This is a genomic window from Oligella urethralis DSM 7531 (genome assembly GCF_000372065.1).
GTDB lineage: Bacteria > Pseudomonadota > Gammaproteobacteria > Burkholderiales > Burkholderiaceae_B > Oligella > Oligella urethralis.
The window spans coordinates 15,366-36,846 of sequence record NZ_AQVB01000007.1 but is presented as its reverse complement, the minus strand read 5'-3'; the positions used below and the strand labels follow the sequence as shown (position 1 = coordinate 36,846).

At 47.8% G+C, this 21,481-nt stretch carries 22 protein-coding genes; 16 read left to right on the top strand and 6 right to left on the bottom strand.

Annotated elements, in window-relative coordinates:
* The 11 genes from A3GA_RS0105625 (at position 1) to A3GA_RS0105575 (ending at position 10,257) form a co-directional block, all read left to right on the top strand.
* Positions 1–441 carry a hypothetical protein gene (locus A3GA_RS0105625; RefSeq protein WP_018026418.1) on the top strand — a complete coding sequence of 147 codons (441 nt, stop codon included), beginning with the start codon at positions 1–3 and terminating at the stop codon, positions 439–441.
* Positions 438–1,043, top strand: a complete 606-nt coding sequence (gene rpoE, locus A3GA_RS0105620) for an RNA polymerase sigma factor RpoE (RefSeq protein ID WP_018026417.1) — start codon at positions 438–440, stop codon at positions 1,041–1,043. The genes A3GA_RS0105625 and rpoE overlap by 4 nt, the downstream gene beginning before the upstream one ends.
* Positions 1,044–1,069: 26 nt before the next feature.
* A complete protein-coding gene (locus A3GA_RS0105615) occupies positions 1,070–1,846 on the top strand; it encodes a sigma-E factor negative regulatory protein (RefSeq protein WP_018026416.1) in 777 nt (258 codons plus the stop codon).
* A complete protein-coding gene (locus A3GA_RS0105610; RefSeq protein ID WP_018026415.1) occupies positions 1,843–2,871 on the top strand; it encodes a MucB/RseB C-terminal domain-containing protein in 1,029 nt (342 codons plus the stop codon). Before A3GA_RS0105615 ends, A3GA_RS0105610 begins: the two co-directional genes overlap by 4 nt.
* A gap of 39 nt (positions 2,872–2,910) precedes the next feature.
* Positions 2,911–4,455 carry a Do family serine endopeptidase gene (locus tag A3GA_RS0105605; RefSeq protein ID WP_018026414.1) on the top strand — a complete coding sequence of 515 codons (1,545 nt, stop codon included), beginning with the start codon at positions 2,911–2,913 and terminating at the stop codon, positions 4,453–4,455.
* Positions 4,456–4,537: 82 nt separating this feature from the next.
* Positions 4,538–6,328, top strand: coding sequence for a translation elongation factor 4 (lepA, locus tag A3GA_RS0105600; RefSeq protein ID WP_018026413.1), 1,791 nt, complete (start codon positions 4,538–4,540; stop codon positions 6,326–6,328).
* Positions 6,329–6,350: 22 nt separating this feature from the next.
* Entirely contained in the window at positions 6,351–7,166 is an 816-nt protein-coding gene (gene lepB, locus A3GA_RS0105595; protein ID WP_018026412.1) for a signal peptidase I, read from the top strand.
* 8 nt (positions 7,167–7,174) lie between these two features.
* Positions 7,175–7,948: a ribonuclease III gene (rnc, locus tag A3GA_RS0105590; RefSeq protein WP_018026411.1), complete on the top strand. Its 774-nt coding sequence runs from the start codon at positions 7,175–7,177 to the stop codon at positions 7,946–7,948.
* A complete protein-coding gene (era, locus tag A3GA_RS0105585; protein ID WP_018026410.1) occupies positions 7,935–8,828 on the top strand; it encodes a GTPase Era in 894 nt (297 codons plus the stop codon). The genes rnc and era overlap by 14 nt, the downstream gene beginning before the upstream one ends.
* Entirely contained in the window at positions 8,821–9,426 is a 606-nt protein-coding gene (gene recO, locus A3GA_RS0105580) for a DNA repair protein RecO (protein WP_018026409.1), read from the top strand. The genes era and recO overlap by 8 nt, the downstream gene beginning before the upstream one ends.
* A gap of 264 nt (positions 9,427–9,690) precedes the next feature.
* The gene (locus A3GA_RS0105575) at positions 9,691–10,257 is read left to right on the top strand and encodes a TMEM165/GDT1 family protein (RefSeq protein ID WP_018026408.1); all 567 of its coding nucleotides are present in this window, start codon (positions 9,691–9,693) and stop codon (positions 10,255–10,257) included.
* Between the two features lie 64 nt (positions 10,258–10,321).
* On the opposite strand, the gene A3GA_RS0105570 is transcribed toward A3GA_RS0105575, so the two are convergent.
* The 4 genes from A3GA_RS0105570 to A3GA_RS0105555 form a co-directional block, all read right to left on the bottom strand.
* Positions 10,322–11,011, bottom strand: a complete 690-nt coding sequence (locus A3GA_RS0105570) for a Bax inhibitor-1/YccA family protein (protein WP_018026407.1) — start codon at positions 11,009–11,011, stop codon at positions 10,322–10,324.
* A gap of 182 nt (positions 11,012–11,193) precedes the next feature.
* Complete coding sequence (locus A3GA_RS0105565) at positions 11,194–11,739, bottom strand: hypothetical protein (protein WP_018026406.1); 546 nt, start codon at positions 11,737–11,739, stop codon at positions 11,194–11,196.
* 12 nt (positions 11,740–11,751) lie between these two features.
* Positions 11,752–12,240: a DNA polymerase III subunit chi gene (locus A3GA_RS0105560; protein WP_018026405.1), complete on the bottom strand. Its 489-nt coding sequence runs from the start codon at positions 12,238–12,240 to the stop codon at positions 11,752–11,754.
* A gap of 15 nt (positions 12,241–12,255) precedes the next feature.
* Complete coding sequence (locus tag A3GA_RS0105555; protein ID WP_018026404.1) at positions 12,256–13,758, bottom strand: leucyl aminopeptidase; 1,503 nt, start codon at positions 13,756–13,758, stop codon at positions 12,256–12,258.
* A gap of 65 nt (positions 13,759–13,823) precedes the next feature.
* Between A3GA_RS0105555 and lptF the strand changes: the two genes are divergently transcribed.
* The 3 genes from lptF to A3GA_RS0105540 all read left to right on the top strand — a co-directional run bounded on the left by lptF (position 13,824) and on the right by A3GA_RS0105540 (position 16,490).
* The gene (gene lptF, locus A3GA_RS0105550) at positions 13,824–14,945 is read left to right on the top strand and encodes an LPS export ABC transporter permease LptF (RefSeq protein ID WP_018026403.1); all 1,122 of its coding nucleotides are present in this window, start codon (positions 13,824–13,826) and stop codon (positions 14,943–14,945) included.
* 121 nt (positions 14,946–15,066) lie between these two features.
* Complete coding sequence (locus tag A3GA_RS0105545; RefSeq protein ID WP_018026402.1) at positions 15,067–16,002, top strand: CysB family HTH-type transcriptional regulator; 936 nt, start codon at positions 15,067–15,069, stop codon at positions 16,000–16,002.
* A gap of 143 nt (positions 16,003–16,145) precedes the next feature.
* Positions 16,146–16,490: a DUF2325 domain-containing protein gene (locus tag A3GA_RS0105540; protein ID WP_018026401.1), complete on the top strand. Its 345-nt coding sequence runs from the start codon at positions 16,146–16,148 to the stop codon at positions 16,488–16,490.
* Positions 16,491–16,848: 358 nt separating this feature from the next.
* Here A3GA_RS0105540 and A3GA_RS0105530 read toward each other — a convergent pair whose 3' ends face one another.
* Both A3GA_RS0105530 and A3GA_RS0105525 read right to left on the bottom strand, forming a co-directional pair.
* On the bottom strand, positions 16,849–17,436 hold the full coding sequence (locus A3GA_RS0105530) for a C40 family peptidase (RefSeq protein WP_018026399.1): 588 nt from the start codon (positions 17,434–17,436) through the stop codon (positions 16,849–16,851).
* Positions 17,437–18,097: 661 nt separating this feature from the next.
* Positions 18,098–19,762, bottom strand: coding sequence for an electron transfer flavoprotein-ubiquinone oxidoreductase (locus tag A3GA_RS0105525; RefSeq protein ID WP_018026398.1), 1,665 nt, complete (start codon positions 19,760–19,762; stop codon positions 18,098–18,100).
* 320 nt (positions 19,763–20,082) lie between these two features.
* On the opposite strand from A3GA_RS0105525, the gene A3GA_RS0105520 reads away from it, so the two are divergent.
* Both A3GA_RS0105520 and A3GA_RS0105515 read left to right on the top strand, forming a co-directional pair.
* Positions 20,083–20,781 (top strand): CoA transferase subunit A, encoded by a 699-nt coding sequence (locus A3GA_RS0105520; RefSeq protein WP_018026397.1) that lies wholly within the window; start codon positions 20,083–20,085, stop codon positions 20,779–20,781.
* A 17-nt stretch (positions 20,782–20,798) separates the two neighbouring features.
* Complete coding sequence (locus A3GA_RS0105515; protein ID WP_018026396.1) at positions 20,799–21,449, top strand: 3-oxoacid CoA-transferase subunit B; 651 nt, start codon at positions 20,799–20,801, stop codon at positions 21,447–21,449.
* The last annotated feature ends 32 nt before the right edge of the window (positions 21,450–21,481 follow it).

The window sequence follows — 21,481 nt, the reverse complement described above, 5'->3', positions numbered from 1 at the left end:
ATGTCCTCGCCAGTTTTAAACCGAGTTTGGTATCAGAGTTTAGAGATTAAGCCGAGCGCTTATGCGATTTTTTTTAAGGCCGGCTTAATCTGGCTCACTTTGTTACTTTTTTTCGACTTTATTACTGCCTGCTTGATTGCGTCACTCTTATTTGTTTTTTTAAAACATGCTTCCTCCCAAAGGACTTGGGGACTGTCCCTGAGTCCGGAGGGTGAGTGTCGCTATTATCCCTATGATTCTCGTCGTGAGGGTACCCGAGCGGCTGCGATTCGTTGCAAGCCGATCGCCGTGCGTTATGTCTTGTTTTGGTGTTATTTATTGCTGCAGGCAGAGGACGGCAAGCGCCATCAATTAATCATTTGCTTACATGCCTTAAAAGCGCAAGAGAAGCGTCGCTTTAATGCCTTATGTCATAATTGGTCTCAGGAGATAATGGCATGAGTACAGAGCGGGAATTAGACGCAGCCCTTGTAAAAAGAGCTCAAGCCGGTGAAAAACGGGCTTTTGAGCTGTTAGTGAGTAAGTATCAGCGACGCATTTTGCGGCTGCTGGGGCGCATTTTATACAATCAAAGTGATGTTGAGGACGTGGCACAGGAAACCTTCCTGAAGGCATATCGTGCCTTGCCTAAGTTTCGCAATGAGAGCGCCTTTTATACTTGGCTCTATCGGATTGCGGTTAACACCGCCAGAAATCATCTTTCCAGTAAACAAAATCAGCTGTTTGTCTCAGATCAACTGGAGAGTCAGGATGGTGAAACTTTTTCTTTGTTAGATAATCTAACAGATGGAGAAACCCCTGAAACACATATGCACAATCGCGAGATTTTAGAGGCTTTGCAGGCAGCACTTGATGACTTGCCCGAGCAATTGCGCCAAGCGATTGTGTTGCGAGAGCTTGAGGGCTTAAGCTATGAAGAAATTGCGGGTGTGATGGACTGTCCTGTCGGCACCGTCCGCTCGCGTATTTTCAGGGCACGTGAGGCGATTTCAGAGCGTCTCAAGTCGTTATTGGGTAGCGATGGTGATGGTAGGCCGTGGTAGCTACCCACCAAAAGGATGTCTTGTAAATGAGTACTACGATAGATTTATCAGCTGCTAAGCACCTCGATCAAGCCGAGCGTCTGAGTGCTTTTTTAGATGGTGAATTAAGCGATGCCGAGCTGAGCGCATTGCTAGATGGTATGGATGATAGTCACTATGCTGAGCTTAAGCGCTATCATCTGATTAGTGATGTGATGCGCGATGGCAGTCTGGCGATTCGTAGCTCCGAGCGCTTTTCAATGCGCTTGGCAGAGGCCTTGGCTGCTGAGCCTGCGCATGTGGCTGAGGCGTCAAGCTGGGAGGATGCGCTGCCGGCGACCGGTACCGATGGTGGCTATGCAAAGCTCCCCGTTCAGTCTGCGACTACGGCGAGTATTCACCAACTACCAGCCAAGCCCAAAGCGCGTTTAGCCTTTGTGGCCGGTGGGGTGGCAGCTGCGATTGCGACCGTGATGACCTATAGTGTTTTTCAGTCGGCGGAGATTCAATCGGGTGCGGAGTTGACGGCACCAGCCTTAGTGTCTAGTGCCCCAGTAGCGCCTACGACCCCAGCGAGCACCTTACACACGACCAGAGAGCCAGTGCTCACAGCCACTACCGATCATGGCGAGCTTAGTCCAGTGCGTAGCTTCCGTGCGGCACCGACGGTTGTGCATAGTGCGTCGGCAGCTGTTTCCTCTGCTCGCGCGGCCAGCGAGGAGTATCGTCGCACCTATCCCGAGTATTTACGTTCACACCGTGATATGTCGGCACAAACGCCATTTATGCAGGTAAATTACCAAGGCGCAGGTTTTGCTCAATGATTAAGTGGATACATCACGCCCAAGCCCTGCTGTTAGCACTGTGTTTAGGCTCAACCTTGAGTGCGCAGGCGGCACCGTCATCAGTGGCTGCAGATAGTCAAGTGGGACAGGCAGTGGAGGAGTTAAATCTAGAGCAATTACTGACGCAGATTCAATTGGCTTCCGCTCAGGTAAATTATCAGGGTGTTTTTGTATCGCATTGGGCGAATCAGCAGTTAGTGACCTCGGCCATTACCAACCTCTACAACAACCATCATTTATTGCGTCGCATCTACTCCATGGATGCTAGTCCGATTGAGATTTTGCGTACCGACGATCAGCAAATCCAATTAGTCCCTGAGCAACAGATTGTGATTAGTATGCCGATTCGGGAGCATGAGTTTCCCGGTCTTTTACTGAGCAAGGCCGACGGTATTGCTAATTATTACTTTGCGCATGAATTAAAGGCGCCGGGTCGAGTGGCTGGGATTCAATGTAAAAAAATTCTTTTAGAACCACGCGATGACAGTCGCTACGGTTTTAGGCTTTGTGTTGAACCGCTTAAGCGCTTATTGCTACAAATCGAAACGGTGAATGCCAAGCAGCAAGTGATTAGTCAGGCCCTCTTTACGCAAGTGCATTTTGACGAGCAAATCGATCCTGAGGCAATTCATACAGCGCATGACTATGTGAATTGGGAGCATCTTAAGCCACGTAGCGATGAGGTCGACTTGGCGGCTGAGGGTTGGGAATTTAGTTTTCCTAGCGGGTTTCATCAAGTGACTAGTTTTAAATTATTGATGGGAACCAATAAGGAGGTTCGTCAACTAACTCTTTCAGACGGTCTTTCCTCCTTTTCCTTATTTATTCAAGAGCTGACGCCAGAGGATCAGGCGCAATACGGACAATCCGATATGGTTGAAGGACCGGTCAATATTTACAGCAGACGGGTAGGCGATTATTGGCTTACTGCGCTAGGTGCTATGCCGATTGCAAGCTTGCAAGCCGTGGCGGAATCTGCTCAGCATCGTTCGCTTGCGGATTAGGTGCTTATATTTTATCTACTAGTATTCAAGGACATTTTTATGTTAGTAAAAAAAACCTTTGTATCCACCTTGTTGGCCATGAGTTTATTTGCTACTCAGGCACTTGCTCAAGATAATAAGCTCGTCCCTTCACCGGTGGTGAAGCAAGAGGCGCCAGCTGCAAATCAAGCTGCGCCAGCGGTGCCAACAACGACAAATCGCCTGGTGGCTTTGCCGGACTTTACTGAGATCGTGGCCAAGACAGAGACTGGCGTAGTCAATATCCGCACCATGGAGTCTGTGCCTGTACGCGGTTTTAGTGGTGGTCGCTTCGGCATGGATCAGGATATGGAGGAGATTTTCCGCTTCTTTTTCGGTCCCGATTTCGGTTTTCCGGGGCAGCGCCGAGATAATGATCGCCGTGGCCCGCAGCAGGGCGATCGAGCCGAGCGTCAGGTGCCAAGCAGTGTCGGTTCTGGCTTTATTATTTCTGAAGATGGCTATATCATCACCAATAATCACGTGATTGATAAAGCCTCTAAAATCATCGTCACGCTGAATGACGGTAAGGAATTGACGGCAGAGGTGGTGGGCACCGATGAGCGTACTGACTTGGCCTTACTGAAAGTGCAGGCAGGTGGCTTAAAGCCCTTAACTATCGGCGGCTCAGATGATCTGCAAAAGGGTCAATGGGTATTGGCTATTGGCTCACCCTTTGGCTTGGATTCCACGGTAACGGCGGGTATTGTGAGTGCCATTAATCGTGATACCGGTGACTATTTGCCCTTTATTCAAACCGATGTGGCGGTTAACCCAGGTAACTCGGGTGGTCCTTTAATTGATCTGAGCGGTAAGGTGGTCGGCGTGAATTCGCAGATTATTTCTCGTTCCGGCGGCTTTATGGGTATTTCTTTATCGATTCCGATTAATGAAGCGATGAAGGTGGTTGAGCAGCTTAAGGAAAATGGACAGGTCATTCGCGGACGTATTGGCGTGACCATTTCTGAGGTGCAAGAGGATGTGGCTGAAGCCATTGGCTTGGCAAATGCCGAGGGTGCCTTAGTAAGTAATGTTGAGCTTGGCAGTCCTGCCCAAAAAGCGGGTGTGCGTGCTGGTGATGTGATCACTAAGTTTGACGGCAAAAGCATCAAAAAATGGTCGGATTTACCCCGTTTAGTTGGCCAGACCCGTCCTAACACTGACTCCACCATTGAGGTATGGCGTCGTGGTAAAGCCGTCGAGTTAAAAATCACGGTAGAAGCGGTTAATGGCGATGCGGCCTTAGCGGCTAAGTCTAATCGTGAGTCGCCAGCGGATAAGTCGACCGCAGCCGATCGTTTAGGTCTGGTAGTGGCTGAACTGTCGCCGGCGCAACAGCAGCTGCTAGGTAACGATGCCGGTGTCGTCATCACCGATGTCCAAGGTGCAGCGGTTGAAGCTGGTCTGATGGTGGATGATATTATCCTCGTCTTAAATGATCAGGATGTTAGAAGCGTTGAACAATATCATCAGTTGGTCAAGGGCTTGGCAAAAAACAAAAATGCCGCTATCTTGATACGACGTGATAATTTAACGCAGTGGGTCGCAGTTCAACCTGAAAAATAAAGTACAATATACGGTGGTTGAACGCTAAAAAAGGCGCAATTTACGCGCCTTTTTTGTTACTTATTGCTTTTTTTCGGAATTCATGCAGCATATACGCAATTTCTCTATTATTGCCCATATCGACCATGGTAAATCGACCTTGGCCGATCGCTTAATTCAGCGTTGTGGGGGTCTGTCTGAGCGTGAGATGTCAACTCAGGTGCTAGACTCCATGGACATTGAGCGTGAGCGTGGTATTACTATTAAGGCACAGACGGCCGCTTTGCACTATAAAGCCAAAGACGGCAATATTTATAATTTAAATTTAATCGATACGCCCGGACACGTGGACTTCGCCTATGAGGTGAGTCGCTCGCTTTCGGCATGTGAGGGCGCATTACTGGTAGTGGATGCTTCCCAGGGGGTTGAAGCGCAGACGGTAGCGACTTGCTACACAGCGATTGAGCTCGATGTGGAGGTGATACCAGTACTCAATAAAATGGATCTTAACTCAGCCGATCCCGATGCCGCCAAGGCCGAAATTGAGGAGGTGATCGGTATTGATGCCTCTGCAGCGATTCCCGCCAGTGCTAAAACGGGTATGGGGATAGATGAGATTCTTGAGGCCATTGTCGAGAGAATTGATCCACCAGAGGGTGATCCCGAGGCGCCTTTACAGGCCTTAATTATCGACTCATGGTTTGACAACTACGTCGGTGTAGTGATGTTAGTGCGCATTGTCAATGGCGTCCTTAAGCCTAAGGATCGCATGCGTTTTATGTCGACCAATCAAACCCATTTGTGTGAGCAAGTGGGTGTGTTTACACCGAAGTCAGAGCAGCGCAAGCAGTTAAGTGCGGGCGAGGTAGGCTTTATTATCTCAGGGGTTAAGGAGCTCGAACACGCCAAGGTGGGTGACACCATCACGGTGGTGGGCAAGGAGGCCGAAGCACCTTTGCCAGGTTTTAAAGAGGTTAAGCCGCAGGTATTTGCTGGTGTCTATCCGGTTGAGAGTAGTGAGTACGACCAGCTCCGTGATTCGCTTGAAAAGCTTAAATTAAACGATGCTTCCTTGATGTTTGAGCCGGAAGTCTCGGAGGCGCTCGGTTTTGGTTTCCGTTGTGGCTTCTTAGGGCTATTGCATATGGAGATCGTGCAGGAGCGCTTAGAGCGTGAGTTTGATATGGATATCATTACCACCGCACCGTCAGTGGTATATGAAGTCGAGCTCAATAACGGCAAGGTGATCACGGTTGAAACCCCTTCACGGATGCCGAGTGTGGGTGAGATTGCCGATATTCGTGAGCCCATCGTCCAGGTGAGTTTATTGATGCCACAGGACTACGTGGGGCCGGTGATGACGCTTTGTAATCAAAAGCGTGGCATTCAGAAAAACATGGTTTACCACGGCCGTCAGGTCAATTTAGTGTATGAAATGCCATTGGCCGAAATCGTGTTGGATTTCTTCGATCGCTTGAAGTCGGTGTCGCGCGGTTATGCTTCCATGGACTATGAGTTTGTTGAGTTCCGCAGCTCCGATGTGGTGCGCGTGGATCTCTTGATTAATGGCGATAAGGTTGACGCCTTATCCATGATTGTGCACCGTCAGCACGCCCGTCAACGCGGTCGCGAGGTGGTTGCCAAGATGCGCACCTTGATTCCGCGACAGATGTATGATGTGGCCATTCAATGTGCCATTGGTGCCGAGATTATCGCCCGTGAAAACGTCAAGGCCTTACGCAAAAACGTCTTGGCCAAGTGTTACGGTGGTGATATCTCACGTAAGAAAAAGCTCTTAGAGAAGCAAAAAGAGGGTAAGAAACGCATGAAGCAGGTTGGTAGCGTGGATATTCCACAGGAGGCCTTCTTAGCGATCTTACAAGTTGAGGATTAATACGCGGAGCAGCTAGATCATCATGGATTACGCCCTAATTTTATTACTTTTATTAATCATCGCGATCGTGGTCAAGGTCATTGATAGGCTCTTACTCCGGCCGCGCAGAGTGGCTGCCTACGGTGAGGCTGAGGCAAAGCATCGTGGTTGGTTTATTGACCTAGTGCATAGCTTTTTTCCGGTGATTTTAGCGGTCTTTGTGTTACGTAGCTTTATTGTGGAGCCGTTTAGAATACCTTCCGGTTCGATGTTGCCAACCCTAGAAGCTAAGGATATGATCCTCGCCAATAAATTCTCCTACGGAGTGGTGTTTCCAGTTATCAACAAAAAACTTATCCCCGTGGGTAGTCCGGAGCGCGGTGATGTGGCGGTATTCCGCTATCCGCCACAGCCAGAGGTGGATTATATTAAACGCATTGTGGCGCTGCCGGGTGATCGCGTGGTCTATCATAATCACGATAAGACCCTCACGGTCAATGGTCAGCTTTATGGTCAAATGGATTTAGGGCCTTATATTAACCCCGAGCAGCAGGGTGGTGCGCCGGAGCAGTTTGCGGAAATGGCCGACGGCAAGACTTATAATATTCTGAAGTTGCCTTATGCTAACTTGGCGCGGCCGCATATTCGTTATCCCTTTATGGATCACTGCGAGTACACGGCTGAGCAGCTAAGTTGTACCGTACCACAGGGCCATTATTTTGCTCTGGGCGATAATCGTGACAATAGTGTCGATAGTCGCTTCTGGGGTTTTGTGCCAGAGGAAAATATTGTCGGTAAGGCATTTTTTGTGTGGATGAACTTGGGCTTTAACTTTGATCGTATTGGATCCATTAACTAACGCTAGCGATGAATTTAAGACAATTACAAGACAAGCTGAACTATCAGTTTACTAACGAGGCGTTATTAATCCGCGCCTTGACGCACCGTAGTCATGGGCAGTCTAATAACGAGCGCTTAGAGTTCCTGGGTGACTCTATTCTTAACTTCACCATTGCATCGATACTTTTTGATGGGTTGAAAAAAGAGGATGAGGGCGATCTGTCGCGCATTCGTGCTAGTCTGGTGAATCAACAGACCTTGGCAGAGTTGTCCGGCACCTTGGGTTTATCTGAGGTGCTGCGCTTAGGTGAGGGTGAGCTAAAAAGTGGTGGTTTTAGACGACCGTCCATTTTGGCAGATGCCTTAGAAGCGGTGTTTGGGGCGATTTATCTAGATGCGGATATTCAGACCGCACAGGCGGTGATTGCACGTCTTTATAAGCCGTTAATTGAACGTGTCGATTTCAAAACCGCTGGCAAGGATAATAAAACCCTCTTGCAGGAGCTTTTACAGTCTAAGCGTCTGGCCTTGCCACGCTATGTGGTGGTTGATACCCGCGGTGCAGCCCATGACCAGGAGTTTGTGGTTGAATGTCGGGTCGAGGACTTAGGCATTGTGACAGAGGCCAGCGGCCATAGCCGTCGTCAGGCTGAGCAGTCGGCTGCTGCTTTAGCTTTGGTGCAGCTGCAACCTATTTTGTCGCAACCACATTTTAGTAAAGCAAAGTACTTGGAACGTCAAGCCACGCAATTGAGTTTACCGGTTGCAACTGAGCAGGAACCATCAAATGAGCACAAGTAATCAGCAGCGTTGTGGCTTTGTTGCCATTGTAGGACGCCCGAATGTCGGCAAATCCACGCTGACCAATGCGCTTATCGGTGCCAAAATCTCGATTGTGTCACGCAAGTCTCAAACCACCCGTCACCGCATACAGGGCGTATTAACACGAGATAATCAGCAGTTTGTGTTTATCGATACGCCAGGCTTCCAAATGCGTCATGGGGGCGCCATGAATCGTATGATGAACCGTGTGGTGACGCAGGCCTTGTCTGAGGTTGATGTGGTGGTGCATGTGGTAGAAGCAGGCAAGTGGTCAGCTGGTGATGAAAATATGCTACCGCTCTTGCCACAAAATAAGCAGGTGATTTTGGTGCTCTCTAAAATCGATGCTTTAAAAAACAAAGCGGCCTTATTTGATTTTACTGCCAAGCTGATTGCCAAGTATCCCTATGATGCAGTGGTTCCAGTGAGTGCCTTAAAAGACACGCAACTCGATATTTTATTAGATGAAATTGCGCAGCGCCTGCCAGTGGGCGAGTTTATGTTTGAAGAAGATGCGCTAACGGATCGTTCCATGCGTTTTATCGCTGCTGAGATATTACGTGAAAAAATCTTTCGTTTAGTCGGTGATGAATTGCCATACTCTTCCACAGTGTTGATTGAGGATTGGCAAGAGGATGATCAGGGTGTGCGGATTAATGCCTGCGTGGTGGTGGAGCGTGAAGCGCATAAGCCCATTCTGTTAGGCGCAGGTGGTCAGCATATGAAGCGCATCGCTAGTGAAGCCCGTCAAGAAATTCGCGCCATGTTAGAAAAACCAGTGTTTCTGGAAGTCTTTATCAAGGTCCGCAAGGGTTGGTCAGAGCATGAGGGTGCTTTGCGTGACTTAGGCTATGAGTAGACGTAAGGCGCGAGTACAAGAGGCCGAGGCCTTTCTTCTTAACGCTTACCCTTGGAGTGAAACCTCAGTGGTCGCCCATGTGTTTGCCAAAGAGCATGGCGTGGTGGTGGCGGTGGCCAAGGGGGCAAAGCGCCCCTATTCAGTCATGCGACCGATTCTTAGTCATTTTCATCCCTTACTACTCAGTTGGAGTGGGCAGGGCGAGGTTAAAACCTTGACTCGCGCAGAATATAATGGCTTTTTCCCGATCCAAGGCCGTGCGCTGATGCCGGCTTGGTATATGAATGAATTATTGCTGAAGTTCCTGGCCCCAGAGGATCCGCATCCCGAACTCTTTGATATGTATAGCGAGTGCTTGCGTGAGCTAGCCGATGGGCTCAATGAAAATATTGTGTTACGTCGTTTTGAGTGGACCTTATTAGAACAAACCGGCTACGGCTTCGCGGATCCGCAACCTGACTTCTATGATCCCGCACAAAATCTGCATTGGCGTAAGCGCATGCGACAACGCTTGGATGAGCAGTTGGAGCAACGCGAGCTGAAAACCCGTGATGTGATTCAATCATTGCATCGTTTAGTGCGCGCGCATCAAGAGTAAATCCAAAGCGACTACCTGCGCTTGCTTTAGCGTTGACACATGCTATAATTCAAGCGTTCTTAGGGGAGTAGTTAGTCGTATCTTCCTACGAAGCGGTCATCAACACATTTGCCATTATCTCGGCATGGTGACAGCATCTATCGCATGAGAGCTTACCGGCTCCTAGCGAGCAGATTAACGAGACTTAAGACAGACACAAGGCTTGCTAGTGGGCGGTTTTGTGTTTGTCTTGTATCGTATCTGCCCACTGCTTAGGAGTTTAGCTTGGACGCTTTTATCGCCTCATTCTTAGCCGTCGCCTTGGCCGAAGTCGGTGACAAGACACAGTTATTAGCTCTTTTTCTCACTGCTGTGTTTGCACGTAAGTCCGCCATTGTCTGTGGTATTTTTATCGCTACCGTATTGAATCATGCGGTTTCTGCTTGGTTCGGTATGTGGATTGCCGAGCATCTTAATCAAACTCACCTAACGTGGATTGTGACTATTAGCTTTATTGCCGTGGGTCTGTGGTTATTAATTCCCGATAAAGACGATGCGGTCGATGAAAAGTATATGCAGTGGGGGGCATTGGTCGCGACTACCATACTGTTTTTCTTTGCCGAGATTGGTGATAAAACACAAATTGCTACGGTGCTGCTTGCCGCTAACTACCAGAACTTTTCAATGGTATTAGTGGGGAGTACGGCAGGGATGCTGCTAGCGAATGTGCCCGTTGTGTATTTGGGGGCATATTTGATGAAGCTCTTGCCCTTTAAACAAGTTCGTATTGGCGCCTGTATTCTCTTTTTGTTGTTAGGCGTGGCGACCTTGCTACGGCATTATTACTTTTAGAGCAATAAAAACACCGGTATCACTTAGTTGCGATACCGGTGTTTTTGTATACAGCAAGCTGCAATTAATCGTTGTTAGTGATACCTAAAATGCTTAATAAGCTCACAAAGATATTGTAAAGGCTTAGGTAAACGGAGAGGGTAGCACTGATATAGTTCGTCTCACCGCCTTGTACAATACGCTGAATATCAACCAGCAAAAAGGCCGAGAAGATCACGATTGCTAATACCGAGATGGTGAGGGTCAAGGCTGGAATCATCAAGAAGATATTCGCAATAGCCGCCACAATCAGTACCACCGCACCGATAATTAAGGTTTTGTGTAGATGGCTGAAGTCACGCTTGGTGGTGCTGGCGATCGTAGCCATCGTCGCAAAAATCGCTGCCGTACCGCCAAAGGCCAACATAATCAAATTGGCACCGTCATTCATGCTGAGCACAAAGCCTAGCATGCGTGAGAGCATGATCCCCATAAAGAAGGTAAACAATAGCAGGAAGCCGACACCGGCAGCGCTGTTACGATTACGCTCGACTAAAAACATCAGACCAAAGGCGCCTGCAAAAAAGACGATGGTAGACATGCCTGGGCTGAGTAACTGATTGAGACCCAACTGAAGCGCTAACCATGCACCGAAGACGGTGGGAATCATGGAAATGGCTAATAGCATGTAAGTATTACGCAGTACACGATTGCGCACCACGGCACCGGCGGTGCTTTGCTGCTGGTACTGAGTAGGTTGTTGATATTGATTCATGGATTCTCCAAAGAAACGCTAAATAGATAACTTAAAAATAGGCAGATAATAACAGCTTTTGAGTGGCAAATACTGCAAAATCACATCGTGTTAAAAGCTTACAAAAAACTGAAACCTGTGTCAATAGACAAGCTAATAGTTAGTATGTTCCCCTAGATTGATGAAAGTTTAATGAAAAAAAACTAGCGATTTTCAAAATAGCTTGCTAATTCAGCCAGTACTTTTTGCTTAATGCGCTTTTCCGCCTCTGCCATTTCATTATTAATAATCACTTGAATGGCATTTTGTAATTGGAGGGGTGTGTGATTAGCGCGATTAGTCATATCAGAGGCGCTATGCGACAGTTCAGCGGCTTGCTTGGCTTGCTCTTGTACCCACGCTGGTGCCTCGGCTAAGCGTAACTTATTGCTCGGCTGAAAGGTTCTTTTCGTGCTTGCTGCCGGCATAGGAGCAGGCTCCACAGCAATGGCTCTGCTATCGGCTTCAACCTCAGCTGCTGCCGGGCTTAAGGTCGGTATCTCCGCATCGAAGTCATAGAGTGCATCCTCGTCTGCCGGACCGACAATTGGGAAATCCTCTACGGCCTCTGATGGACTGACAACGGGATAGTCATCCGCTATCACATCCTCAGTGGCGGGACTTACGCTCGGAAAATCCTCTTGCGCCGCTTGCTTGGTTGGCGCTTCACGCGGTGCATAAGGAGGGCGTTTGCGAAAAAATGAACTCATGACTTGATTCCTTTAATTGCTAGTCATTTGGTGTGCAATTAGATTAGCGCCATCGTTGCGATAGTGCTTCCAGCGATTGCGGGCGTATTGCTTATCCTGCTCGTGCTCGGAAACAATTTCGAGGACACAGGCAAACTGCGTATAATGCGGCGGACAGGCCAAATCAAGATTAAGTAGCCACACCTCCTCTGCAATGGCAGCGAGCTCGCTAGCAGCCAGTAAACTCGGATCCTGCACCAACAGCACGGGCGTTGGCTGCTGCTCGTGCCCCCAGTCCTCATGGATGAGTTGCGCTAAATGCGCCGCGGATTCCACTTGTTCGTGTGGCACAAAGGCAGTCGGCGCAACATCCCAGAGCATGCGACTGAAGCCATCCAGTCGCTTTTGCTCAGAACTATAGACCAGGATTTTTTTGGCCGAGCGATAGTTTTTGGCAGCCGTCAGTGCCGCTTGTTGAATGCGGTGTCGAACCCCAAACGCAAAATACACCCTAACGCTCATGACCATTTCCTACCATTAATGATTATCCAATAAATACTGGGCTAATAAAGGTACTGGACGGCCAGTGGAGCCCTTGGTCGCACCGCCTTTATCCCACGCTGTACCCGCAATATCTAAGTGCGCCCATGGATACTTTTTAGTAAAGCGTGCTAGGAAGCATGCGGCTGTGATGGCGCCTGCGTCACGACCGCCAATATTCTGCATATCAGCAAAATCGCTCTTTAATTGCTGCTGATACTCTTCGTCCAAAGGCATTGGCCACGCTGTATCGCAGGCATCTTTACCCGCTTGCTGCAGGGCTGCACTGAGCTCCTCATGATTGGCAAAAAGACCGCTATTGACCTTACCAAGGGCAATTACGCAAGCGCCCGTCAAGGTGGCAATATCAATCACCGCTGCCGGCTCAAAGCGCTCGGCGTAGCTTAAGGCATCACATAAAATTAAGCGACCCTCTGCGTCGGTATTCAGAATCTCAATGGTTTGACCAGACATACTGGTGACCACATCACCCGGTTTGGTGGCATGACCGCTAGGCATATTTTCGGTGGCAGGGATGAGACCGACGACTTCGCGCTCTAACTCAATCTCAGCGATAAATTTAAACAGGCCTAAGACGGTAGCCGCACCGCACATATCCCATTTCATCTCATCCATTGAAGCGCCTGGTTTTAATGAAATACCGCCAGTATCGAAGGTGACACCCTTGCCCACAAAGACGATGGGGGCTTTGGTGCTAGTCTCTTTTTTAGGCTTATGATGCAAAATAATAAAGCGTGGTGGCTCATCAGAGCCTGCGGCAACCGATAGGAAAGCGCCCATATTAAGCGCTTCAATCTGTTTTTTCTCTAGCACCTGTACGCTCAGTGATTGGTATTTTTTAGCCAGCGTCTTAGCTTGCTCACCTAGGTAGCTAGGAGTGGCGATATTACCCGGTAAATTACCTAGTTCACGCGTCAATGCCATACCGCGAGCAATCGCTTGTCCTTCAGCAATGGCCTTATCCATGGCTTTATCATGCTTATCATCAAGTAGAAATACCAGTTGCTCTAGCGTAGGCTTATCCTGGTTCTTTTTGTTTTCTTTGCCCAAGGTGGTGGTGTAGCTGTACTGCGCATTTTCAAGGGTACGTGTGGCCAATCTAAGGGCTTCGGCTAGGGAGAGCGTCGTCACCTTTTCCAATAATAAGGTATTGGTCACTTTTTCTAGGCTTAGCTCATTGCATAGCTTAGCTAGTGCTTCATGCGCTTTGATGAGCGCCTTCGCATTGTAATCTTCCTTTTTACCAAGACCGATTAGGACGATGCGCTCGGCTTCCACGCCTTTAAGATGGCGTAGGACGAGACTGCTGCCCAGGGTGGCTTTAAATTCTTTTTTTAATAATGGGGCAATGGCATTTTTCGACGCCTTATTGATGGCTTCAGCCGCAAGGCCAAGTGCTTGCTCCTGATAAACGCCGACAATTAAGGCCTCGGTCTTAATCTCTTCAAATGACTTTGCTTGCTGTACTTTAAATTCCATTTGTCTGTCCTTATTCCTTATAATTAAAACTTCATTGTGTTAGTTATTATCGCTTAAGAATCTCTATGTCGCTATTCAAACGCTCAGCAGTTAACGAAATAAGCAGTCACGCCGGGGTGGTGATGTCTACCTTGATGGTGGTCTGGCTCAGTGTGTTGTTGGTTAGGTTATTGGGCCAGGCAGCAGAGGGCACCATTGGCTCGGATATCGTCCTAGGGATTGCGGCCTTTTCCAGTGTGACAGCGCTACCCACTATTTTAACAGTGACCTTATTTATTGCTGTGATTATTACCGTTTCCCGCAGTTATCGGGAAAATGAGATGGTCGTGTGGTTTAGCAGCGGGATCTCCTTAATCACTTGGCTTAAACCGGTATTACGTGTTGCCTTGCCAATTTGTGCGCTGATTGGCTTATTGACGATTCAGGTGTCGCCATGGGCCTATGCCAAAATTGAAGAGTATCGTCAGCGCTTTGAGCAACGTTCAGATATTTTTAAAATTGCTACCGGTCAGTTTATTGAAACGCAGCATGGTGCACGGGTCTTTTTTATTGAACAAGATGAGACCTTAGAGAGCGGTTTGGGTAGGGTCTTTGCCCGTATCACCGAGGATGATGGCTGGAGCAGTACCATTACCGCCGATCATGCGGATTATCGGGTGGATGTGCAGGGACGACGTTTTATTGATTTGGGTCCTGGCAATCGCTACGATATGCGCAATGAATCGAACGAGTTTCGAATGACGCATTTTGACTCCTTTACCATGCAGATTAAAACGGCTGATGCCGGCAGTGAAGAGGCGATTCGGCAGGCGGTGTTATCACGTCTAAAGGCGCGTCCTTTTGTTGATTTAATTAACGACCGCCAGCCTAAGAGTGACGGGCAAATTATGTGGCGGGTATCGATGCCCATTGCTGCCTTAAATTTGGCGCTGCTTGCCATACCTCTAGGAGCGGTGAATCCGCGGATGGGACGCTCGATTAATCTGGTGATTGCCGGTTTGGTGGCGCTACTCTATATGAATTTACTGAATCTGATGCGTAGTTGGATTGCTAACGGCACGGTCGGTTTTTTTGAGGGGACCTTAGGGCTTAATTTACTGGCGACCATGCTCTGCGTGTATTTCTTTTGGCGTCAAATACGGGTGAAAAAGCCTAAGCCACCGCTAGTTGAGGCGCCGACGGTGTAGCTGCTATGATGATGTTGTTATATATTCATACGTTATAAGCTTAATGTGTATTATAAGAAAAAATCATATTAATATAATGCTTTACTGAATTGAGCTGAGATGTTAGTGGAGCGACCATTGTATGAATTTACAGCAATTTCGTTTTGTACGAGAAACCATTCGTCAAAACTTTAATTTAACCGAGGCAGCAAGGCAGCTTTACAGCTCACAACCCGGTGTTTCCAAAGCGATTATTGAGTTGGAAGATGAGCTTGGTATTACTATTTTTGAGCGCCACGGTAAGCGCCTGCGTGGCTTGACTGAGGCCGGTCAGCAAGTGAGCGTCATCATTGACGATATTATGCGTCAGGTCGATAATTTAAAGCGCTTAAGCGATGATCTGGCGGAAAATGACGAGGGTAGTTTGATCATTGGTTGTACCCATGCCCAAGCGCGTTATTTTTTGCCGAAATTTCTGATTGAATTTACCAAAAAATTTCCTAAAGTCCGTGTTAGTTTAAGTGAGGGTGATCCACCACAGCTCGCTAATCGTTTGCTGCACGACGAAATCGATATTGCGTTTGCTACTGAAACTCTGTCGCAAGTGAGTGATATTGTGACGCTTGACTGCTATGAGTGGGAGCATGTGTTAGTGATGAGTAGTGAGCATCCTCTTAGTCAATTAACAACCTCACAAGCAAAAAATATCACTTTGGAGCAGATTCAGCAGTATCCGTTGATTACCTATGACCGTGCTTTTTCTGGTCGTACCACCATCGACCGTGTCTTTGCCGAACATGGTTTGGTGCCGGATATTATTTTAGAGGCGGTCGATGCCGATGTGATTAAAACCTATGTAAATTTGAATATGGGGCTAGGCATTATTGCTGGCATGGCTTTTGACCCAGGGCGTGATGCGGCCTTGATCCAAATTCCGGTAGGTCATCTATTCGGCCGTCATACCACGCGTCTAGGACTTAGAAAGGGTGTGTTTGTGCGTGATTACCTGTATGAGTTCGTGACCATGTGTAGCAGTCAAAAGATTTCTCGCCATGCCTTAGATGATATGTTGGCTTAGTTTGTCTGAGTGCTAGGGCGGTGCGCTCTAAAAACCCTACACAGTCTAGGTCAATACGACATAACGCTTGCAAATGAGAATCATTATCATCTATAATTCATTTATGCGATTGATTTTAGCTATAAATGAATTAGGAGAATGTTATGACTGGAGCGTTAGTAGTGGGTGCGGACCGTTTAGGTAATTTGACCGATCTTTTAAAATCGCACAATATTAAAGTCAAGCATCATATTAGTGGTCGTGAGGTATCGCATCAAAAGCGTGTGGATCAATTGCCGAGTGGCACTAGTTTAGTCATTTTATTGACCGATTTTCTAGGTCATAATGTGATGAAGTCCTACCGTTGCGCTGCGCAAAAGGCTGGCGTGCAGATTGTCTGCTGCCGCCGTTCTAAAGGCAGTATGCAGGAGGCCCTAGCGCGCTGTGGTTTTAAAGCGGCCTGCGCGACCTGCCCTAATCGACCTGAGCTACAACAAGCTCGTCACTAAGCGAGGAGGTGTGGGATGACTAGCGCTTTAAGATTTCAAAAGTGGTTTAGCCGTTTGATGCTACTTTTTGTGATCTGGAATTGTTTCGGACTGCGCATCGACACACCGCTTGACGGCTCTCAGGCGAGTGTCAGCCTCTTTATCAAGGAGGCTCCTAGCCTGCAGCTTATTTATTCAAACTAGTTTTTATATTTATCGTTTTCTGCCTCTGAATTTGGCTTTGTTCAGCTAAATTTCGGAGGCTTTTTTGATTGGGCGTCATCGTTATGCGCCCATAAAAAGAGCTCCACATCAGAAGATATGGAGCTGCTTTTCTGTATCAGGCGATAGGGTCTATCGCACCGCTAAAATTAGACGTCTAGAAGTGAGTCTTAGTACCGCTTAAACGACGGGCGCCGTTCCAGCGCTTATCCCAGTAGGAACTGATTTTCTCGACACGAACGACAGCACCTGAACGGGGGGCATGCACGAACTCGTTATTGCCTAAGTAAACGCCAACGTGAGAATTGCGGGCACCGCGGGTATTAAAAAATACCAAATCACCGGGCTGCAACTCACTGCGCTTAACAGCCGTGCCTAATTGCGCCTGAGAAGCGGCCACGCGTGGAATCTCCATGCCTAAGTGCTTATTCGCAATGTAGTGAATTAAACCGCTGCAGTCAAAGCCACTGCTAGGCGAGGTACCGCCAAAACGATATCTAACACCTAAGTAGTTAAGCGCAGCTTGCGCTAACTCACCAGAAGCGGTGGTTGGGGTGCTTAGCTGTACGGCAGCGTTTTTACTACCTAGATCAGCTTTAGTCTGGCTGAGTAACTGACCGATGGGGTCATTTAAGTCAGCACGCCACTCAGTAGAAGCGGGGGTATTGTTAATAGAAACAGCGCTTTGTTTGATGCTTGATTGAATAATCAAGTCACCGATCACGTCCTTCTGATTATCTGCCATAGTGACGCTACTAAACGTCAGTCCTGCAATAAATCCAGTTACTACAAATAATTTTTGGCAGAAAACCTGAAACCCGTGTGATTTTGCAAAGTTTAATTGAGCCATATCACAAAAAAAGGTAACAATATAATTAGAATAGTAAGGTTTTCACTTGCGAGCAAGTAGTAAGATTTTATATAAAATTCCAAGGAGTTACAAGGCATTAGATGAGGTTTTGTCCTACTAAATTGTAAATCGCAAGGTTGTTATTATCGTAGATGTAATAAAACTTAAGCTCAAAACAAGGCGTATTTGTTGCTAAATCCAAGTTTAAACTAATTGTGTTTGCTGCAGAGCCATATAAGACCTAGTCTGGAAGAGAATAATTCGCATTTAAAGTATCTAGCGCCATTGATTGAAGTCTAAAGCATCAGCTCATAATCAAGGCCCCACTGTTTAAAAATCTTTTTTGTAACACGTGAGGTGGTTTCTAAGAAGTGTTGTATAAGTGCTTGAAATTAATCGTGTCGCGTCGCTTCGATTTGATTGAATTGATGGCGCTCGCTACCTGCAGCAAAAAATAAAGCCATCTGATGTGAGAACGGGATGAACCCGCCATCAGATGGCTACTCTGGTGAGCTAAGCGCAAGCGCTGCCTAACCGAACTAAGGCAAAGCGCTAACTACATACCCGAATACACCGGACCCTCGCCGCCTTGTGGCGCTACCCACACAATATTTTGCGTCGGATCCTTGATATCACAGGTTTTACAGTGTACGCAGTTCTCAGCGTTAATCTGTAACTGATCCTCGCCCTGATCGTCCTTGGTAAACTCATACACCCCGGCAGGGCAATAGCGTTGCTCTGGACCGGCGTATTTTGCTAGATTCACACGCACAGGCACGGTCGCATCTTTGAGGGTTAAGTGAATTGGCTGATTATCGTCGTGGTGGGTATTGGATAAAAAGACCGAGCTTAAGCGGTCAAAGGTCAACACGCCATCAGGTTTAGGATAGTCAATCTTAGTGCACTCAGCGGCTGGTTTTAAGCACTCGTGATCAGCCTTGTTGCGGTGAATCGTCCAAGGCATTTTCCCTTTAAAGAGTAACTGCTCAATACCGGTCATTAAGGCACCGACATATAGACCCTTTTTAAACCATTGCTTGAAGTTACGCGCCTTATTGAGCTCCTCGTGTAGCCAAGAGGCTTCAAAGGCCTTAGGATAGGCATCCAACTGCGGATAAACTGGGTTTTCGACGCTCTGATCAATCCCTTTAAGGGCCTCGAAAATCGCTTCGGCACAGAGCTTACCCGATTTGATGGCCGCATGGCTTCCCTTAATCCGTGAGGCATTAAGGAAGCCGGCATCACAGCCCACTAAGGCGCCGCCCGGGAATACCAACTTAGGTAGCGATAATAAACCGCCCGCTGTAATCGCACGCGCACCGTAAGCAATGCGCTTACCACCCTCAAAGGTGGTACGAATGCTCGGATGTGTTTTAAAGCGTTGAAACTCCTCAAACGGTGATAGATACGGGTTTTCATAGTCTAGACCCACCACCATGCCAACGACCACGAGGTTATTATCCAAGTGGTAGAGGAAAGTACCGCCATAGGTCTTGCTATCTAAAGGCCAGCCCGAGGTGTGAATGGCTAGACCAGGCTTAGACTGTTCTGGCTTAACCTCCCACATCTCCTTAATGCCGATACCGTAACTCTGCGGATCGGCGTCTTTGTCTAAATTGAACTTGGCAATCAGTTGACGACCCAATTGACCACGCGCACCCTCGGCAAAGACAGTGTATTTAGCAAGTAGCTCGTAGCCGGGGGTATAGTTGTCAGAATGCGTGCCATCGCGATTAACACCCATATCACCGGTGACAATGCCTTTTACTGCGCCATTGTCATCGTAAAGTACCTCAGTTGCAGCAAAACCAGCGAAGATATTGACTCCTAGCTCCTCCGCCTGCTCACCTAACCATTTGGTGACATCACCTAAACGTACAATGTAGTTGCCGTGGTTTTTAAAGTTAGGGGGTAAGAGAAAGTCCGGTGTTTTTTTAGCGCCATTTTCACTGAGAAATAAAAATTGATCCTCAGTCACCTCAACTGTGAGCGGGGCTCCGCGCTCCTTCCAGTCAGGGATAAGCTCATTTAACGCGATGGGATCCATGATGGCGCCGGATAAAATATGCGCCCCAATCTCACCACCTTTTTCGACCACACAGATTTCAATGTCTTGATCAGCCTCTGCCGCTAACTGCTTTAAACGAATCGCAGTGGCTAGACCAGCTGGACCACCGCCGACGATCACTACATCAAATTCCATGGATTCACGTTCACTCATGCCTCTACTCCCTGATTAAATGTATTTTGATGTCAAATATATGAAAGAATATCACTAGTTAAACTTATTATTTTACATTGTTCTGTCACTTAAAGGATAAATCGTAATCGTTTGTTAAGCTAAGATGAGCTGATAAAATCCTCACAGGTGGCAAATGGCATTCTATGCTAGGGATTATTGCGCATTTGTATTGTGCTTAGGCTTTGCTAGAATTATGAGTTGCGCAAAGGATTTTAGTGCGTGCTGCGCCGGTTTTGGTGTAGCATTGACAATATTCACCAATAATAAATTCCCCACTTATCGGGTTAACTAGGAGAGATATGGATAAGGTATTTGAAAGCGCCGCCGCTGCGTTAGAGGGTGTTGTTGCTGATGGCCAGACCATTGGCATTGGCGGCTTCGGTTTATGCGGTATTCCCGAGGCCTTAATTTTAGCCTTGCGTGATTCAGGTGTGCAGAACTTGACCTGCGTGAGTAACAACGCCGGTGTCGACGGTTTTGGTTTGGGTATGTTGCTTAATACGCGCCAAATTAAAAAGATGATCGCCTCTTATGTAGGTGAAAATAAGGAGTTTGAGCGTCAATATCTATCCGGTGAATTAGAGCTTGAGTTCAATCCTCAGGGTACCTTGGCTGAGCGTCTACGCGCTGGTGGCGCTGGTATTCCTGCCTTTTTTACCCCAGCGGGTGTGGGTACCTTAGTGGCTGAGGGCAAGGAAGAGCGTGAGTTTAATGGTAAGCGTTATATTCTAGAGACCGCGATTGTGCCAGATGTATCACTGGTCAAAGCACAAAAGGCAGATCGCAGTGGTAACCTCGTTTTCAGTAAGACTGCCCGTAATTTCAATCCTAACGTTGCTGCCGCCGGCAAAATCACCATTGTGGAGGTAGAGGAAGTGGTCGAGGTCGGTGAGCTCGATGCAGATGAAATTCATTTACCGGGTATTTTTGTGCATCGTATCGTGGTAAATAGCAATCCAGAAAAACGTATTGAACAACGCACCGTGCGTCAGGCTTAGGATAGGGAGGTATTAACATGGCATGGACTCGTGATCAAATGGCTGCTCGTGCGGCCAAAGAATTAGAAGACGGCTTCTATGTAAATTTAGGTATCGGTATCCCGACCCTCGTGTCTAACTACGTACCAGAGGATATTACGGTATGGCTGCAGTCTGAAAACGGCTTATTAGGTATTGGTCCTTTCCCGACAGAGGACGAGGTGGACCCCGATTTGATTAATGCAGGTAAGCAGACGATTACCACCATTCCCGGTTCCTCTTTCTTTTCTTCTGCGGATTCCTTCGGCATGATTCGTGGTGGTAAAATTAACCTCGCGATTCTTGGTGCCATGCAGGTTTCTGAAAAGGGGGATTTAGCTAACTGGATGATCCCGGGCAAGATGGTTAAGGGCATGGGCGGTGCCATGGACTTAGTGGCCGGGGTGCAGCGTGTAGTCGTCGTGATGGATCATGTGGCCAAGGGCAAGGATGGCAGTATTTCTAAAAAAATCCTGCCTGAATGTGATTTACCCCTAACCGGTGTGGGCGTGGTCGATATGATTATCACTGACCTCGGTGTGATGGAGGTGACTGATGCAGGGCTCAAGGTGATCGAGCTAGCACCAGAGGTGAGCTTTGAAGAGATTCAAGACAAAACCGGTGTGAAGTTAATTTCCGGACTAAACTAGTTCAGCACTTAGCTTAATGCTTAATCGCGGCG

What these genes read in the sequence shown, in the direction of transcription:
- lptF (WP_018026403.1), top strand. Translation starts at nt 13,824, where the DNA reads ATGTCGCTATTCAAACGCTCAGCAGTTAACGAAATAAGCAGTCACGCC.
- A3GA_RS0105525 (WP_018026398.1), bottom strand. Translation starts at nt 19,762, where the DNA reads ATGAGTGAACGTGAATCCATGGAATTTGATGTAGTGATCGTCGGCGGT.
- A3GA_RS0105570 (WP_018026407.1), bottom strand. Translation starts at nt 11,011, where the DNA reads ATGAATCAATATCAACAACCTACTCAGTACCAGCAGCAAAGCACCGCC.
- A3GA_RS0105565 (WP_018026406.1), bottom strand. Translation starts at nt 11,739, where the DNA reads ATGAGTTCATTTTTTCGCAAACGCCCTCCTTATGCACCGCGTGAAGCG.
- era (WP_018026410.1), top strand. Translation starts at nt 7,935, where the DNA reads ATGAGCACAAGTAATCAGCAGCGTTGTGGCTTTGTTGCCATTGTAGGA.
- recO (WP_018026409.1), top strand. Translation starts at nt 8,821, where the DNA reads ATGAGTAGACGTAAGGCGCGAGTACAAGAGGCCGAGGCCTTTCTTCTT.
- A3GA_RS0105555 (WP_018026404.1), bottom strand. Translation starts at nt 13,758, where the DNA reads ATGGAATTTAAAGTACAGCAAGCAAAGTCATTTGAAGAGATTAAGACC.
- lepB (WP_018026412.1), top strand. Translation starts at nt 6,351, where the DNA reads ATGGATTACGCCCTAATTTTATTACTTTTATTAATCATCGCGATCGTG.
- rpoE (WP_018026417.1), top strand. Translation starts at nt 438, where the DNA reads ATGAGTACAGAGCGGGAATTAGACGCAGCCCTTGTAAAAAGAGCTCAA.
- A3GA_RS0105625 (WP_018026418.1), top strand. Translation starts at nt 1, where the DNA reads ATGTCCTCGCCAGTTTTAAACCGAGTTTGGTATCAGAGTTTAGAGATT.
- A3GA_RS0105545 (WP_018026402.1), top strand. Translation starts at nt 15,067, where the DNA reads ATGAATTTACAGCAATTTCGTTTTGTACGAGAAACCATTCGTCAAAAC.
- A3GA_RS0105615 (WP_018026416.1), top strand. Translation starts at nt 1,070, where the DNA reads ATGAGTACTACGATAGATTTATCAGCTGCTAAGCACCTCGATCAAGCC.
- lepA (WP_018026413.1), top strand. Translation starts at nt 4,538, where the DNA reads ATGCAGCATATACGCAATTTCTCTATTATTGCCCATATCGACCATGGT.
- rnc (WP_018026411.1), top strand. Translation starts at nt 7,175, where the DNA reads ATGAATTTAAGACAATTACAAGACAAGCTGAACTATCAGTTTACTAAC.
- A3GA_RS0105610 (WP_018026415.1), top strand. Translation starts at nt 1,843, where the DNA reads ATGATTAAGTGGATACATCACGCCCAAGCCCTGCTGTTAGCACTGTGT.
- A3GA_RS0105605 (WP_018026414.1), top strand. Translation starts at nt 2,911, where the DNA reads ATGTTAGTAAAAAAAACCTTTGTATCCACCTTGTTGGCCATGAGTTTA.
- A3GA_RS0105515 (WP_018026396.1), top strand. Translation starts at nt 20,799, where the DNA reads ATGGCATGGACTCGTGATCAAATGGCTGCTCGTGCGGCCAAAGAATTA.
- A3GA_RS0105530 (WP_018026399.1), bottom strand. Translation starts at nt 17,436, where the DNA reads ATGGCAGATAATCAGAAGGACGTGATCGGTGACTTGATTATTCAATCA.
- A3GA_RS0105520 (WP_018026397.1), top strand. Translation starts at nt 20,083, where the DNA reads ATGGATAAGGTATTTGAAAGCGCCGCCGCTGCGTTAGAGGGTGTTGTT.
- A3GA_RS0105540 (WP_018026401.1), top strand. Translation starts at nt 16,146, where the DNA reads ATGACTGGAGCGTTAGTAGTGGGTGCGGACCGTTTAGGTAATTTGACC.
- A3GA_RS0105560 (WP_018026405.1), bottom strand. Translation starts at nt 12,240, where the DNA reads ATGAGCGTTAGGGTGTATTTTGCGTTTGGGGTTCGACACCGCATTCAA.